This is a genomic window from Dietzia sp. SLG310A2-38A2, from assembly GCF_014145095.1.
In the GTDB taxonomy this organism is placed as follows: Bacteria; Actinomycetota; Actinomycetes; order Mycobacteriales; family Mycobacteriaceae; genus Dietzia.
In genome coordinates, this window is record NZ_JAALDX010000136.1 from 1 (window position 1) to 15,491 (window position 15,491).

Here is a 15,491-nt window from a genome sequence, read left to right on the forward strand (position 1 = left end):
CTCCGGGAGCCGCCGGCCGGGTCGTGTGCGCAGGAGACGAGACCGCGGCGCCCGCCCTGCTGTCGATCGCCGGGGAGCTCGCCGCGGAGCCACGGGGGGCGAGGGAGGTCCGGATCGTCCTGGAGGTGCCCACACCGGCCGACGTGCTCGCGCTGTCGACCGAAGCACCGGAGTCCGTCACCCTGCTGGCGCGGTCCGGTGAGCGGGGACACGCTCTCGTCCATCACCTGGCCGGCCTGTTGGGCGTCGGTCAGGGCTGCGTCGACTCGGTTCTCGACGGCCGCCGTCCCGCCGAACGGGAATGGCAGACGGCCACCACCGTCTCCGCCGGGGACCCGTACGTGTTCCTGGCCGGAGAGGCGGGGCTGGTCCGGGCGATGCGCCGACTCGCCGTGGACGGCGCCGGGATACCCAAAGGGGCCGTGTCGTTCATGGGCTACTGGCGCCGGGGCGCGGCCGAATCCTGAGCCGTCGGCCGGATCAGCTCGTCTCCGGGCCCTCGTCGGGTGCCGGGTACGACGGATCCCGCAACGCGCCGAGCAGACGCGGATACCGCGATCCGGGCAGGCGGTTCCCGACGGGATCGAAATGCAGGTTCTCGTCGTCGTCCTCCCAGGTGTCGACCGTCACACGCCCGAGGGTCTCCCATCTGCCCAGCGGGGTGGCGTGCTGGAGGGTCCACGTGCCGCCGTCGCCTGTCGGGATGGCGGCCAACAGCAACTGCCGCCCGGCGACTCTGACGGGGAACATCGACGTCATGGTGCGGCCGGTCGTGCGCCATCCGGTGGTCAGTACGTAGCGGCTGACAGGACCCAGGCCCGTGCTCGCGAGCAGGATGTCCACGGGGCGATCGGCGTGGATGCGGATGGCCATCCCGCCGATGTCGGGGACGACGTCCGGCAGGCCCACGGCGCGCGAGAAACGAACCGTCGCCGGCCACCTGCCCGTGATGTCCAGGAGCGGCGAACCGGTTCGACCCACCCCGGTCACGCTCAGGGTCGCGTGGGCGACGATGCCCCTGGGGTGCAGAGCCTTGGGTCGTGCCAGTCGCGTCACCGCCGCCGCGACACCGAAGACCGAACCGAGAAGACCCGCGATAGGGGACGAGCGCACGGCCACCTCCGCGGAGGGCTCCGGACGGCGGTCGACGGGAACGTGGGCGGAGATGCCGCGGGCGGTTCTCCGAGGGGTGCGGGTCATGATCCCAACGATACTCAGCGCCGCGCGCACACCATCGCGTTCATTCCCCTGTCAGGCCTTGAGAAGCTGGCGCAGGACGTAGGGCAGGATGCCCCCGCTGCGGTAGTACGCCGCCTCGGCCGGGGTGTCGATCCGCACCGTGGCGGTGAACTCCCGGGACTGTCCGTCCCTCTCGACGGAGACCGTCACCTCCTCGGGGATCTCGGACGACCCCTCGAGCCCTGAGATGGAGAACACCTCGTCGCCCGTCAGTCCGAGCGATTCGGCGTCCTCTCCGCCGGTGAACTGCAGGGGGAGTACGCCCATCCCGATGAGGTTGGACCGGTGGATGCGCTCGAAGGAGACAGCCAGCACGGCACGGACCCCGAGCAGCATGGTTCCCTTGGCGGCCCAGTCGCGCGAGGAGCCGGACCCGTAGTCGGCACCGGCGACGATCACGAGGGGTACGCCCTCTTCCTGGTAGGCCATCGCGGCGTCGAAGATGCTCTTCTCCTCGCCGCTGGTCCAGTGCGTGGTGACCCCGCCCTCGACGCCCGGCACGAGCTCGTTGCGGAGCCGGACGTTGGCGAAGGTACCGCGGATCATCACGTGGTGGTTGCCTCGTCGCGACCCGTAGGAGTTGAAGTCCTTCGGGTCGACGCCCTTGTCGGTGAGGTACCGGCCCGCGGGGCTGTCCCGCTTGATCGCCCCGGCGGGTGAGATGTGGTCGGTGGTCACGGAGTCCCCGAGCTTGGCCAGCACCCGCGCGCCGGTGATGTCGCGGATCGGCTCGGGCTCGGCCTGCATCCCGTCGAAGTACGGCGGGCGCTGGATATAGGTCGAGGTGTCGTCCCAGTCGTACACGTCACCCTCGGCGATATCCATGCCACGCCAGTTGGCGTCGCCGGCGTAGAGGTCGGAGTAGCCCTCGGTGAACATCGTCGCCCCGACGTTGGCGTCGACGACCTCCTTGACCTCCGCACTGCTGGGCCAGATGTCCCGGAGGTACACGTCCTCGCCGTCGTCGTTCGTCCCGAGCGGCTCGGTGAGCAGGTCGGTGTGCAGACTGCCGGCGAGCGCGTAGGCGATCACCAGCGGCGGCGAGGCGAGGAAGTTCATCTTCACCTCGGGGTGGATCCGGCCCTCGAAGTTGCGGTTTCCCGAGAGCACCGAGGAGACGTTGAGGTCCTTGTCGTTGATGGCAGCACTGACCTCGGGGATGAGCGGCCCCGAGTTGCCGATGCACGTGGTGCACCCGTAACCCACCAGGTGGAAGCCGAGCTCCTCGAGGTACGGCGTCAGGCCGGAGCGGTCGAAGTAGTCGGTGACCACGCGGGAGCCGGGGGCGAGGGTGGTCTTGACCCACGGCCGGGATCGCAGGCCGCGCTCGCGGGCCTTCTTGGCCAGCAGGGCCGCGCCGAGCATCACCGTGGGGTTCGAGGTGTTGGTGCACGAGGTGATGGCGGCGATCACCACGTCTCCGTGGTCGATGATCGCCTTCGTTCCGCCTATCGTCACCTCGGTCGGGTCGCTGGGCCAGCCGAGCTTCTCGTTGGCGGTCAGCTGTTCCTCGGTGAGGTGCCGCGGCGCGGCGTCCTTTCCGGCGGTGGGGCCGCCGCCCGGGCCCGGACTCACCGGGTCGGAGGCCGGGAAGGAGTCGGCCGAGGTGTCGTCGACACCGCCGTCGTCGGAGGTGGGCTTGTCGAGTTCGCCGGCGAGCAGGCCGAGCACGGTGCGCGGGGCGTCGCCCAGGGCGATGCGGTCCTGGGGACGGCGCGGGCCCGAGATGGACGGTTCGACCGTCGTCAGGTCGAGGTCGACGATCCGGGTGAAGTCGGGCACGTGGTCGGGGTCGTGCCACAGGCCCTGCTCCCGCGCGTAGGCCTCGACCAGCTCGATCCGGTGGTCCTCGCGACCGGTCAGGCGCAGGTAGTCGAGGGTCTCGGCGTCGATCGGGAACATGGTGGCGGTGGAGCCGTACTCCGGGCTCATGTTGCCGATGGTGGCGCGGGTGGCGAGCGGGACGTTGGCGACGCCGGGGCCGAAGAACTCGACGAACTTCCCGACCACGCCGATTCCCCGGAGGAGCTCGGCGACGGTGAGCACCAGGTCGGTAGCCGTGGTGCCCTCCTGCAACTCGCCGCTGAGCCGGATGCCGATCACCTGGGGAATCAACATGCTCATCGGCTGACCGAGCATCGCGGCCTCGGCCTCGATGCCGCCGACGCCCCACCCGAGCACGCCCAGGCCGTTGACCATCGGGGTGTGCGAGTCGGTACCGACGAGTGTGTCGGGGTAGGCCCGGGTCGCCTCGGCTGTCTCGCGGGTGAAGACGACCCGGGACAGGTATTCGAGGTTGACCTGGTGGCAGATTCCGGTGTCGGGCGGGACCACGAGGAAGTCGTCGAAGGACTGCTGGCCCCAGCGCAGGAGCTGGTACCTCTCCTGGTTCCGTTCGAACTCGAGTTGAGAATTGATACCGAAGGAGTCCGGGCTGGCGAACGAGTCAGCGATCACCGAGTGGTCGATGACCAGCTCGGCCGGGATCTGCGGGTTGATGGTCGCCGGGTCGCCGCCGAGGTCGGTCATGGCATCGCGCATGGCGACCAGGTCGACCACGCAGGGCACGCCGGTGAAATCCTGCATGAGGACTCGCGCCGGGGTGAACTGGACCTCCGGGTTCTGCTCGGATTCCGGTCGCCAGTCGCGGATCGCCTCCACCTGCTCGGCGGTGACCACGCGGCCGTCCTCGTTGCGCAGGACGTTCTCCAGGAGGACTTTGAGCGAATAGGGGAGCCTGTCCGAGCCGTCGATCCGGTCGAGACGGTAGATCTCGTAGATGTACTCGCCGACGGCGAGTTGGTCGCGGGACCCGAAACTGTCCGGGGCCGTGGTCGCCTCATCCTGTGACATGGCGCGACACCTTCCATCTGCGGTTGTGATCAATGCCACATCCCACCGTAGGCCTCACGATCGCGGAAGGACAGCGCTCAGCCCACCTCTCCTGCTCCCGGGCGACGAGGCGAGACGGCCCCGAATCGATGGATCGGTGCCCCGGGGTGAGGTCCCCGCGCACCACTACCAGCGTTTTCTCGGGAGACTCGGAGAACTCTGCCGGGGGTCCGGGGCGGTAGGAAGCTATGGCCCCGCCGTCGACGAGCGGGCAACTCCGCTCACGCTCTCCCAGGCGGCTTGTGCGGCGCCGGCGCAGCTGTGACCACGTGATGAGGAGAGAGAGCCGAGAAGAGCGGCGCCCCGCCGGGGAGAGCCCTCAGTCGTCGACGCCGCGCGCCGCCAGGGCGTCGCCGAGCTGGTCGGCCGTGGTGAGCGCCCCGAGCACGGTCGGCACGACCAGCGCCCGGATCGACATGCCCAACCCGCGGGCCTTGCGGGCCTCGGTGACCTGCCGCAACTGCCGGGCGAGCAGCGGGATCGCCCGAATCGTCAGGACGAGCACGAGCGCCACCCGATCCGGTGAGACCCCGATGTGCCGCAGCGGCTGAGCGGCCCGGGTGACCGCGTCGAGCATGTCCGAGACCTTGGTGGTCAGCGCGACCAGGCCCGCCACGGCCACCGCGACCAGCAGCGCACCGCTCACGCGCAGCGCGGTGTCGAGGTCGGCGACGATCCACTGCAGCACCAGGATCGCGACCAACATCGGCAGGACGGGACGCACCTGGTCCCAGGCGGCGCGCGGCCGGATGCGCCCGATCGCATAGAGCACCGCGGCGAGCCCCAGCGCGGGCACCACCTGCCAGGCTTCCTGCACCGACAGCGACACCGCGAGGATCAGCACGCAGACCAGAAGGATCTTCAGTCCCGCCGGCAGACGGTGGAGCAGCGAGTCCCCGGGTTGGTAGGTGGCGAACACCTAGGCCCCCGAACCCGAACGCAGCGCGATCCGGCGGTACCCCGCCAGGGCGGCCGCGGGCGCGTCGTCGATCACCACCCGACCACCGTCGACCACCAGCACGCGGTCGAAGTCGGCCACCAGGTCCAGATCGTGGGTCACCACCACGAGCTGTTGGGGGAGCCCGGCGAAGGTCTCGGCCACCAGCGCGCGGTTGCGCAGGTCGAGCAGGGTGGTGGGTTCGTCGGCGACGATCACCGAGGGCTCGATCACCAGCACCGCCGCCAGGGCGAGCAGCTGTTTCTGTCCGCCGGACAGGAGGTGGCAGGGGTGATCGGCGTGATCGGAGAGGTTGTACGTGGCGAGCACCTGGTCGACCCGTCGTCGTCGGTCCTCGCGGCTCAGACCTGATCGGCGCAGGGAGAAATCGACGTCCTCCGCGACGGTGGGCATGACGATCTGGGTATCGGGATCAGTGAAGCAGAAGCCGACCCGGCGTCGGACCTGGGCGCCCTTGCGGCGGGTGTCGAGTCCGTCGACGGTCACCGACCCCGAGGAGGGGACCACCAGCCCGTTGATCATCCGCGCGAGCGTCGACTTGCCGCCACCGTTGACGCCGACGATCCCGATTCGCCGCTCGGACAGCACCAGGTCGATGTCGGCGAGGACGGTCCGGTCGCCGTAGGCGTGGTTGACGCCGTCGAACCGGATCTCGGTGCCGCGGGGGTCGGTCACGCGGGGGTCGGTCACGCTCGGGGCGAACGCTGCCCACGCAGCGGCGCGATCAGACCGGGCCGCGCCTTGTGGACCTGAACGGCGACGACCGCCGTGATGACTGCCTTGAGCAGGTCGCCGGGGACGAAGACCCCGTTCGCCGCGATCGCGGCCGTCAGGGTCAGCTCCGTGCGGAGCAGCATGCCCACAACACCGAAGGCGTAGATGACCACGATGCCGCCGAGAATGTTGATGAGCAGCCCGGGGATCAACCGGTAGCGGGGCATCAGCAGAGCGGTGAGCAGGCCGATCACGACGACGGCCGGGAGCCAGCCGATGAGGAAGCCCGCGGTGGGGCTGGCCAGCGCGGTGAGGGTGGTGCGGCCGCCGGCGAGGACGGGCAGAGCGAGACCGATGACGATCACCGCGAGCACCGACAACAGACCCTTGCGCCAGCCCAGAAGCGCGCCGGCGAGCATGACGCCGAGCGTCTGCAGTGTGATCGGCACACCCGCGGAGCCGATGCTGATCTGCCCGGGCAGACCGAGGACGACGATGAGGGCGGCGAACACCGCGATCTGGGCGAGATCTCGGGTTGCGCTCCGGGCTGGGGCCTGATCGATGGAGGTGCTCACGTGGACTTCCTTGTCACCGGTAAAGCTGATCGACAATGTACGGCGTTCATTGTTGCCCCTGTCACGCCGAATCGCGTCATCGGGGTGGGCGGCTCCGCGTGTGCGGTCGCGAGGCGGGGCGCCCGGCTATAGAGTGATCTGCATCACATCCAGCGGTTCGGGGGACCAGTGACGACTCGATCCCAGCGCGTCTTCGGCGAGGTCATCGCCGCATTCCTCGTGGCTTTCCTGGCACTCGTCCACCTACCGGCTGCCGCCGGCGCGCAGCCGTACGCCGTCTACCTGGACGTCGCGGCCGACAACGACGACGGCGAGACGGCCGGTGGGTTCTCCACCACCATGACGACCGATCGGGAGGAGCTCGGTGCGGCACTCGACGTGGTGCGGGCAGCGGGCGTGGCGCCGGAGCGCTACGGGACCCTGGCTCGCCAGTACTGGCTGACCGTGGGTGCGGAGAACGCGGGGATCGACCTGGCGGAGTGGGAGCCGGCCCGGGGACTGGAGGCGAACCTCGAGACGGTCGACAAGGTGTACGTGAACTACCTGCGGCTCTTCAACTCCCACGACGGGTTCTGGTGGACCGGGATGGCAGGGCTGGCCGGGATGTCGTTCGCCGCCGGGTTCTGGGACCTCGACGAGGTGGGCGGGGTTCTCGGCGTGCCCGGGGTGCACGAGGTCGGAGCCGGGGTCGGTGGGGCGATGAGCGGTGTGCCGTGGGAGCTGGCGGCCGGGATGCCGCGCGATGTGCGACTACTGGCCGCCGCGGGCCCCACTCTCACGCGACCCGACGTGGACTGGTACCTGCACCGGCTGCTGATCATGCAGCGCAACATCTTCATGGACATGGTGCCGATGCATGAGGCCTACCTGGCCGGGGGAGTGCCGGCGGTCAGGGAGCTCGCTGCGGGCGGGGCGTACGACAGCTATGCGCTCGAGGCCTGGGAGATGCTCGACGAGGGCTCACCGGACGGCAGGTCGGAGGCACTTCTCCGGATGGCGTCGCGAGAGCAGAACCAAATCATCGCCGACCAGTGGGATGTGACGGCGGCCGGCCGAGGAGACATCGGTCGCGTGCTCACCTACATCACCACGGTGGGCGGCGCCCCCGATATCCCCGGGGCCTCCACCCTGGGCGAGTTCCGCCCGCTGTCCGTGCGCGCGGATGTCAACGGTCAGCCGACGGTGCTCCACACCCCACTGCCCGCGTTCAACTGGGCCGACCGGGTGCCGCGCTGGGAGTACATCGAACAGGACCTGGTGCCCGCGTTCCGATCGCTCGTCCGCGACCGGCCGACCGAGGCACCCAGCTACCTGAACGTGGGCTTCCGGCAGCGGGCCGAGCAGAACCGCATCCTCGTGCGGCTGCCGGTGTTCGCCGGGCAGATGTCGTCGGGTTGGGCGGTGTCGCCGGGGTGACTCGGGACTCGTGTGCCGCGACCCCGTAGCCGTGCCGCCTGACCGGTCAGCCCGGCGGATCGATCAGGGCGTCTACCGCGGTGAGCACCTCGACCAGCGGCCGCCCGCTCTCGATGAGTTCCGAGGCCTTGAACGTCACCGCCATGACCAGTTCGGTCGTCAACTGCGGATCGGACCGGGACGACTCGGCGAGTGAGTCGCGCAGCGGGGTGGTCATCTCGGCGTGCATCCGGTTCAGCCGCTCCCGCGCCGGGCCGTCCGGGAGCTGCGCGGCCAGCGCGGTGAGGATCGCGTGATCGCCAGCGGCGACCAGATCCAGGGTCCTGTGCACGTAGGCCACGACCCCTCGACGCCCGCCGCCTGCGTCACGCACGGCCCCGGTGACGGTGTCGATCCAGCGCGGCATGAGGTCCTCCGCCACGGCGACGATCAACTCCGCGCGCGAGGAGAAGTAGGTGTAGAAGTTCGACCGTGTCATCCCGGCCCGGGCGGTCAGCTCGTTGATGTCGGGCGGCGCCCCGGGGGCCTCGGAGAGCATCGACCGGGCCGCGTCGAGCAGGGCCCGACGCTTGGCGTCCCGGTGTTCGCCCACGGTGGGGGCGTCGATGCGTGGAATGTCGGTCTCCCGTTACCTTCTCGGCGGAGGGCCGATCATACGTGCGCGTGCAGCCGCCCGTCGACCATCTCCAGCACCCGGTCGCAGTGCTCGAGGATCTCGTGGTCGTGCGTGACCAGAACCGTGGCGACGCCGTGCTGGTGGGTCTCCGCGGCGAGCAGGCGCACCACGTCGTGGCTGTTCCTGCGATCCAGCGCCGCGGTGGGTTCGTCGACCAGCAACAGATCGGGCGAGGACATCAGGGCGCGGGCGATGCCCACCCGCTGCCGCTCGCCGCCGGACATGGTGGCCGGGCGCCGGCGGGCGCGGTGGGTCAACCCGACGGCCTCGAGCAGGTGGTCGGGATCGCGCAGCCGGGACCGGTCCCCGCCGAGCGTTCCCACGAGCCGGAGTTGGTCGCGCGCGGTGAGAGCGGGCACCAGGTTGCCGGACTGGAACACGAACCCGACGTGGTCGCGCCGGAATCGGGTGAGGTCCCGGCGACTGAGGCCGGTGAGGTCGCGGCCACCGACTTCGACGGTGCCGGAGGTCGGGGACAGCAGTCCGCCGGCCACGGCCAGGAGGCTCGACTTGCCGGCTCCGGAGGGGCCGACCACAGCCAGCACCTCGCCGCGGGCGACCTCGACATCGATCCCGGCCACCGCGTAGAGGGTCTGGTCGCCGTCCTGGAAGGTCAACTCGACACCGCTCAGGCGCAAGCCCGGGGTGGTGGCGTCGCCGGTGCGTGTGAAGGTGGTCATCGGTTCTCTCCCAGTGCGCTGTGCGGGTCGACGGCGGTGATGCGGATGGTGGCGAGGGTGGCACCGACCAGCCCCAGTGCCAATAGGAGGACGGCGCCGAGTGCGATCGGTCCGGCCTCGAGGGCGAACGGCATGCCGGTGCCCACCAGGAACGACCCCACACCCACGCCGATGGCCACACCGATCGTGATGGACCCCGCCAGCAGGACGAACGCCTGTCCGACCGCGTCGATCAGGAGTCGTACGGTCGAGGCGCCCATGGCGCGCAGTACAGCGATCTCGCGGGATCGCTGGACGGTGAGGATGGCGAAGAACGCCCCGACGACGAGCGCGGAGATCGCGTAGAGGAACCAGGTGATCATCGACATCGACATCGTCTCGGCCTGGTATCCGGGCGAGGAGTCGAACGCCTCATCCATCGTCCGGCCCGAGGTGCCGGCGGCGGCGTCACCGGCGGCCAGGTCCGGCAGGGTGCCGTCGACCCCGGCGACGGCCACGACGCTGTACTCCTCACGGGCGCCGGCGCGCGGCTCCTCACCGAGGCGTGTACCGGCGTGGACGTCCTGCCAGGTGGGCAGGGTGGTGAACGCCATGTCGACGTGGCCGAAGGTGTGCTGCTCGGCGGCGATACCCACCACCTCGAGTGGGATTCCGAGTCGGTCGACCGTGACGGTGTCGCCCAGCTCGACGTCGTCGGCGGCGGTGGCACTGATGAGGATCTCTCCGTCGGACGCGGGCGCACGGCCCTCGGCCACCTCGGGGACGAGCGGCCCCTGCGGGTCGGCGCCGATGAGGGTGAGGTCCACCGGGGTCCCGGCGGAGGTCCTGGCGTTGATGATCGACAAACCCAGCGGTGTGGCCACCGACACGTCGGGTCGTGCGGCCCACTGCTCTACCTGGTCCGGTCCGACGACCGAGCGGGTGAACGCCGAGTCGGTGCGGGTCTCGGGGGCGAAGGCGACAGCCTGGACCGGCATGCGCTGCAGCCCGGAGACGCCATCGTTGACCAGCCCCGAGGACAACCCGGCCAGGAGGACCATGAGAACGCTGATCAGGGCCACGACGGAGCCCATCAGGGTGAATCGGGATCGCGCGAAGATCAGTTCGCGTAGGGCGAGAAACATGGAGGCCTTTCGGCATCGGCATCGGGAACGGAAAAGATGCTAACACCGTGTCGGGATCATAATGACATCCTGTTTCTAAGATCTCACCCTCGGCGTGGTGTCCGCGCTGCGCGTGCTGCAGGAGATGCCGATTCGCTCGGCGGTTCTGCCACTCGGGCGTGAAGGGTTGCGACAGCCGGTCGGGAGGTTCATTGTCGGGGAACGCAGGGCCCGGTAAGGGGCCACCAGCAGGAGGTCGGGGATGGCGAAGGACACGGTGGGCAACCGGGCCGCGACCCTCAGAGACACGGTCGTGGTGGGTGGCGGAGCCGCGGGGTTGAGCGCCGCACTCACCCTGGTCCGTGCTCGGCGGAGGGTGACGGTGGTCGACGCAGGTCACCCGAGGAACTCTCCGTCCGCCGGGGTCCACGGGTTGCTCGCCCTGGACGGGGTGAGTCCGTCCGACCTGGTGGCGCGGGGCCGTCGCGAGGTCCAGGGGTATGGCGGGGAAGTCCTCGACGGGGAGGTGGTGGACGCGTCCGTGGCCTCGCACGGCTTCGACATCCGGCTGCGCGACGGCACGACCCTCCCGACCCGGACGCTGCTCATCGCGACCGGAGTGGTCGATGAGCTCCCGGACATTCCGGGCGTGCGAGAACAGTGGGGGCGCGGCGTGCTCCACTGCCCGTACTGCCACGGCTGGGAGGTGCGGGACCGCCGGATCGGCGTCCTGGTCACCGGTCCCAAGTCCGCCGACGAGGCCACGCTCTTCCACCAGTGGAGCCGTGACATCGTGGTCTTCACCGGCGGGGCCCGACTCGAGGAACAGGACCGCATCAACTTGGGCGCCCTCGGGATCCCGATCGTCTCCGGTGGCATCTCGCGGGTGGAGACCGACGGTGAGCGCGTGACCGGGGTGAGACTCGAGGACGACGAGCTGGTCAGCGTTGACGCGGTGGTGGTGTCCCCCCGCATGAAGGCGCCTCTTGAGCCGTTCACCGAACTCGGCCTCAAGGCGACAGAAGTTGCCGTGGGGTCGATCATCGAGACCGACGAGTTCGGTACCACCGGCGTGCCGGGCGTGTGGGCAGCCGGCAACACCTCCGACCTGATGGCACAGGTCGGGGGAGCGGCGGCTCAGGGAGTCAAAGCCGCGCAGCACATCAACGCGAGACTGGTGCTGGACGACCTGAACCGGACGATCGGGGCGCGGGAAGAGGCCGATTCGGCGGAGGGAACACCACCGCCCCGGCCTCATCCGAGGCCGGGGCGGTGATGTCCACGAGAAGCGGTCTGTCAGCTCCCCAGGTCGGCGGAGCCCTCGACGATCTCGGCTTGCTCGGCCTTCTGGGCGCCGTGGGAGACGGTGATCTTGCGCGGCTGGGCCTCCTCGGCAACGGGAATCACCAGGCGCAGGACGCCGTCGCTGTAATCGGCCTCGATCTTGTCGGTGGCCAGGCCCTTGCCCAGGGCGAGCTGCCGGGCGAAGGTGCCCGCCTGGCGCTCATGCATGAGCCACTGGGCATCGCCCTCGGCGGGCGCGCGGCGTTCCGCGCGGATGGTGAGAGTGCGGTCCTCCACGTCGATGTCGATGCTCGAGGGATCGACGCCCGGCATGTCGATGAGGCCGACAAAGCGATCGCCCTCCTTGTACAGGTCCATAGGCAGGGAGGTGGAGGCGGTCGCGCTGCGCAGCCCCTCGCCCAGGAGGCGATCGAGCTCACGGAACGGATCGAAACGGTTGCTGGTGGCCATGATGGTCTCCTTCAGGACTGATCGGGGTGCGCCCGGCGTTTCCGGGATCGCACATGGTTCAACTCGCCGCTGTAGTTGAGTATTCCCCACTCAGGTCAGAAAATCTGGCTTGAGCCGAGTGGGCTCAGCCCAGCGCGTCCGCGAGCGGTAACGGCAGGAGTCCCGCGAGGGATCCGGCCCCGAGCCCGGCCCCGGAGAGCGACCCGGCAAGCGATCCTGAACCGGGGTCTCCGTCATCCTCCACGGTGCAGTCACCGGCCTCGGAGACGGCAGTGCGTAGGCCGGCCCCTGCAGTAGCGGCGTCGTCGGCCCATAGGAATCGGACCCGCTCGGCGGTGCCCGTGGCGCCTCCCTCGGTACATTCGACTGTCTCGCGATGCGAGGCGAAGCCCTCGTTGGCGAGGTTGGGCATGCCGGCCGGCCGGTCGTAGAGGGTCCCGTCGGTGAGGAACTCGGTTCCGTCGAAGGTCATCTCGAGGGAGCGTCCCTCGCACACCTCGTCGCACAGCACCCGGAGGACTCCGTCCACCTCGTCGAAGTCGAGCGCCATCACGCCCGTGAACGGCGAGGTGTACTCCTGCATCTCGGTCACCGCTCCACCGGCACCCAGCTGGACGACGTGGACCTTCCCGGTCCCCTCCACGCCCACGGCGAAGGCGCCGCCGAACGCCTCGGGGAGGTACTCGACAGCTTCGAGGCCCGCGTTCGCGCCGATCGGCCCCGTGAGTGCGGCCAGCGAGTACTCGTCGGTGGCGTTCAGGGTGCCGGAGTCGCGGTCGGTGGGCAGGACGAAGCGCAGGATCGACGGACGACTGGTTCTGCTGGCGTCGTTGTTGCGCTCGGTGGCCACGTAGATCGCCCCCTCCGGTCCCACGGTGACGCCCTCGGAATCGGGCAGGCCCGAGCCGTCGGGGTACGTGAGGACGAAGGTCCGGGAGAGCGCGTAGGTGCCGGCGGCCCGATCGTAGGCCAGGACGTAGAGCGTGCCGGTGCCGTTGTTGACCACGTAGGCGGTGCCGTCGGCCGCGATGTCGACGCCCGACATGTCGTCGCCCTCGGCGAAGTCGCCGCCGAGCGCGACGGGGGTGATCGTCAGCGGGTCGAAGGGCCACGGCGACGTGACGACCGGCTCCTCCTCGACCACCGCGACGTTCCGGGCGTTGCGGGTGGGCTCACCGGTCACGGCGAACTCGCCCGTCATGTCGGGGATGCGGCCCCAGGTGGTGGGTGAGTGGCCCGACCAGGTGGTGGAGTCGACGATCTCACCGCTTCCGTCCCGGAGGATCACCGAGTCGTTTCCGCCGAGCCCGAAGTAGTCCGGGTCCACATCGGTGTAGACGGACCAGTAGCCGCCGGACTCGATGGTGGTCCCCTCGGGGATGACGATCGGATCGTGCGCGGGGTCGTCGTCGATCAGCGTCCACCCCGAGATGTCCACGTCCTGCTCGGTGTCGAGGTTGGCCAGCTCCACCCAGTCGCCCACGGCGTCGCCGTTGGACTCGACCTCGTTGATCACCACGGTGGTGGCGGGCGCGGCGGGCGCGGCGGCGGGGAGGCCGATCGCCGCGCCGGCGGCGAGGGCGACCGTGAGGACGCCTGAGCTGAGGGTTCGGAAGCGCATCGGGGGCCTTTCCTGGGCAATGACTGAACGACTGACCAGGTGACCGTAGGAGGGTAGGGTGCCGGGTCCCCGTCCGGCGGGTGGAGACGAGCTGAACACCTGGTGCAGAGAGCGGTCCGGGCCGGCAGGTCGCCTCGGTCGACGGGATGGCAGGTTACTGCCGGGCCAGGTTCACCAGGAAGTCGATGGTCCCGGTCGGATCGACGGTGACGAAGCCCAGGCTCGGCGGTTCCACGCCGACCTCGGTCCACGTCACCGGCACCGCGCCGGAGGCGATCAGCTCCTCGCCCGACCGGAGGACCGTGACCTCGACGGGCTTTCGAACGGTCGTCCCCTTGATCGTCAGGTCCACCTCCATCGGGATAGTGACCGTGGTCCCGTCCGATGGTGTCGATGTCAGGTCGACGGGGGCCGCCAGGGCCAGCGTCGCGGACGGGTGAGCCTGGGCGTCGAGGATCTCGGGGGAGCGGGCACGGCTGTCCCGTTGTCCGATGTCGGTGGCGATCCCCTCGATGCGCACCTCGAACTCGGCTGTGTCGAGGGTGCTCTCGGAGATGGTCGCCTCACCGGTGACCTGGCTCGTGCTCCCGACAACGGTCACCGGCTCCCCACGGAGGATCTCGTCCACCGTGTAGCCGGCGGCCGTCTCGTTGGGCTCGGAGCCCGGAACCACCACCCACGAACCGTCCAGACCCCCGACCGGTGCCTCGGCGTCCTCGGTGGAGACTGCCGCGGCCGGAGCGTCGTCGCCCCCACGTACCGCTTTGTAGAGGTAGGGCGCCGCGACGACCACGACGATGACGACGACGAGAGCGCCGATGATCCAGGGGAGTCTCCGCATGCGTCGAGCTTAGGAAGCCCGGCGAGGTCTACGGATGAGGATTGACTGAAGATCCTGTCGTCCTTGGCACCCGCCGCGTCTCGCCTCACACCACCCCGAGCTCACGGGCCCTGGCCACCGCGGCCGTCCGGGATGTCACACCGAGTTTGTCGAAGACGTGCACGAGGTGCGTCTTGACCGTCGCCTCCGACACGTGCAGGGACGAGGCCACCTGCCGGTTGGTCTCGCCCGTCGCCACCGCACGCAACACGTCCACCTCCCGGTCGGTCAGCACCGGCCGAGGGTCGCGCAACCGGTTCATCAGCGTGGCGGCGACGGTGGGGGAGAGTGCGCTCTCCCCGGCCGCGGCGGCGCGGACGGCGGCCAGCAGCTCGTCGGGCCCGGCGTCCTTGAGGAGGTACCCGCACGCACCCGCCTCGATCGCGCCGAGGATGTCTGTATCAGTGTCGTGGCTGGTCAGCACCAGGACCTGGGGCGGCGACTCGAGTGCGCGCAGACGCCGGGTCGCCCTGACCCCCGCGGAGGCGTCGCCCGCGAAGCGCAGGTCCATGAGCACCACGTCCACGTCGCCGATCCTCGCCCGTTCGACCGCGCCGTCAGCGGTGGGGACGTCGGCCACCACCTCGATGGCGGGGTCCGACGCGACCAGCGCGCGAAGGCCCGTCCGGACCACCGCGTGATCGTCAGCGATCAGCACGCGCACCCTCGTCGTCGTCATCCCCCCGAGCCTCCCACCGTCGTCGGAAGCACGGCGCGGATCGTGGTCCCCGCGCCCGGCTGGGAGAGCACGTCGAACTCTCCTCCCAGGCCAGAGACCCGGCGGGCCATACCGTCCAGGCCGAATGAGGCGGTGCCCCGCGGTGCGGAGGCGTCGAAACCCCGCCCGTCGTCGCGCACCTCGAGCGCGACGGCGGCGGGCGAGCCGGTCAGTGTCACCTCCACTCGCGAGGGCGAGGCATGCGTGACCGCGTTGGCCAACGCCTCCTGCGCCACGCGCACGAGCACGGCCGCGACCTCGGCC

Annotated in this window: 16 protein-coding genes; 3 read left to right on the plus strand and 13 right to left on the minus strand. The window is 70.0% G+C overall.

The window, feature by feature from the left end:
- The coding region (locus tag G6027_RS05180) for a siderophore-interacting protein (protein WP_182636007.1) at positions 1–467 on the plus strand (467 nt) is incomplete at its 5' end.
- 13 nt (positions 468–480) lie between these two features.
- Here G6027_RS05180 and G6027_RS05185 read toward each other — a convergent pair.
- The 5 genes from G6027_RS05185 to G6027_RS05205 form a co-directional block, all read right to left on the minus strand.
- Entirely contained in the window at positions 481–1,200 is a 720-nt protein-coding gene (locus tag G6027_RS05185) for a phosphodiesterase (protein WP_187702620.1), read from the minus strand.
- A gap of 51 nt (positions 1,201–1,251) precedes the next feature.
- Complete coding sequence (locus tag G6027_RS05190) at positions 1,252–4,092, minus strand: aconitate hydratase (RefSeq protein WP_182636008.1); 2,841 nt, start codon at positions 4,090–4,092, stop codon at positions 1,252–1,254.
- A 358-nt stretch (positions 4,093–4,450) separates the two neighbouring features.
- Complete coding sequence (locus G6027_RS05195; protein WP_182636010.1) at positions 4,451–5,050, minus strand: energy-coupling factor transporter transmembrane protein EcfT; 600 nt, start codon at positions 5,048–5,050, stop codon at positions 4,451–4,453.
- Complete coding sequence (locus G6027_RS05200) at positions 5,051–5,764, minus strand: ATP-binding cassette domain-containing protein (protein ID WP_182636012.1); 714 nt, start codon at positions 5,762–5,764, stop codon at positions 5,051–5,053.
- An 11-nt stretch (positions 5,765–5,775) separates the two neighbouring features.
- Entirely contained in the window at positions 5,776–6,378 is a 603-nt protein-coding gene (locus G6027_RS05205) for a biotin transporter BioY (RefSeq protein ID WP_182636014.1), read from the minus strand.
- Between the two features lie 168 nt (positions 6,379–6,546).
- Here G6027_RS05205 and G6027_RS05210 point away from each other — a divergent pair, with 168 nt between their 5' ends.
- Positions 6,547–7,794 (plus strand): hypothetical protein, encoded by a 1,248-nt coding sequence (locus tag G6027_RS05210; protein ID WP_182636016.1) that lies wholly within the window; start codon positions 6,547–6,549, stop codon positions 7,792–7,794.
- 46 nt (positions 7,795–7,840) lie between these two features.
- Here G6027_RS05210 and G6027_RS05215 read toward each other — a convergent pair whose 3' ends face one another.
- Genes G6027_RS05215 through G6027_RS05225 form a run of 3 tightly spaced genes read right to left on the minus strand, consistent with a single transcriptional unit; the run spans position 7,841 to position 10,274 of the window.
- Positions 7,841–8,386, minus strand: a complete 546-nt coding sequence (locus G6027_RS05215) for a TetR/AcrR family transcriptional regulator (RefSeq protein ID WP_182636018.1) — start codon at positions 8,384–8,386, stop codon at positions 7,841–7,843.
- 59 nt (positions 8,387–8,445) lie between these two features.
- Entirely contained in the window at positions 8,446–9,150 is a 705-nt protein-coding gene (locus G6027_RS05220) for an ABC transporter ATP-binding protein (protein ID WP_182636021.1), read from the minus strand.
- A complete protein-coding gene (locus G6027_RS05225; protein ID WP_182636037.1) occupies positions 9,147–10,274 on the minus strand; it encodes an ABC transporter permease in 1,128 nt (375 codons plus the stop codon). Before G6027_RS05225 ends, G6027_RS05220 begins: the two co-directional genes overlap by 4 nt.
- Positions 10,275–10,515: 241 nt before the next feature.
- Between G6027_RS05225 and G6027_RS05230 the strand changes: the two genes are divergently transcribed.
- Complete coding sequence (locus G6027_RS05230; protein ID WP_182636039.1) at positions 10,516–11,529, plus strand: NAD(P)/FAD-dependent oxidoreductase; 1,014 nt, start codon at positions 10,516–10,518, stop codon at positions 11,527–11,529.
- Positions 11,530–11,549: 20 nt separating this feature from the next.
- Here G6027_RS05230 and G6027_RS05235 read toward each other — a convergent pair whose 3' ends face one another.
- The 5 genes from G6027_RS05235 to G6027_RS05255 all read right to left on the minus strand — a co-directional run.
- Entirely contained in the window at positions 11,550–12,008 is a 459-nt protein-coding gene (locus tag G6027_RS05235) for an Hsp20/alpha crystallin family protein (RefSeq protein ID WP_182636041.1), read from the minus strand.
- A gap of 124 nt (positions 12,009–12,132) precedes the next feature.
- A complete protein-coding gene (locus G6027_RS05240) occupies positions 12,133–13,629 on the minus strand; it encodes a lamin tail domain-containing protein (protein WP_182636042.1) in 1,497 nt (498 codons plus the stop codon).
- A gap of 154 nt (positions 13,630–13,783) precedes the next feature.
- On the minus strand, positions 13,784–14,470 hold the full coding sequence (locus tag G6027_RS05245; RefSeq protein WP_182636044.1) for a YceI family protein: 687 nt from the start codon (positions 14,468–14,470) through the stop codon (positions 13,784–13,786).
- A gap of 85 nt (positions 14,471–14,555) precedes the next feature.
- A complete protein-coding gene (locus tag G6027_RS05250; protein ID WP_182636046.1) occupies positions 14,556–15,188 on the minus strand; it encodes a response regulator transcription factor in 633 nt (210 codons plus the stop codon).
- Positions 15,185–15,491, minus strand: a 307-nt coding sequence (locus tag G6027_RS05255) for an ATP-binding protein (protein ID WP_182636048.1), incomplete at its 5' end; no start/stop codon positions are given. The genes G6027_RS05250 and G6027_RS05255, both read right to left, overlap by 4 nt.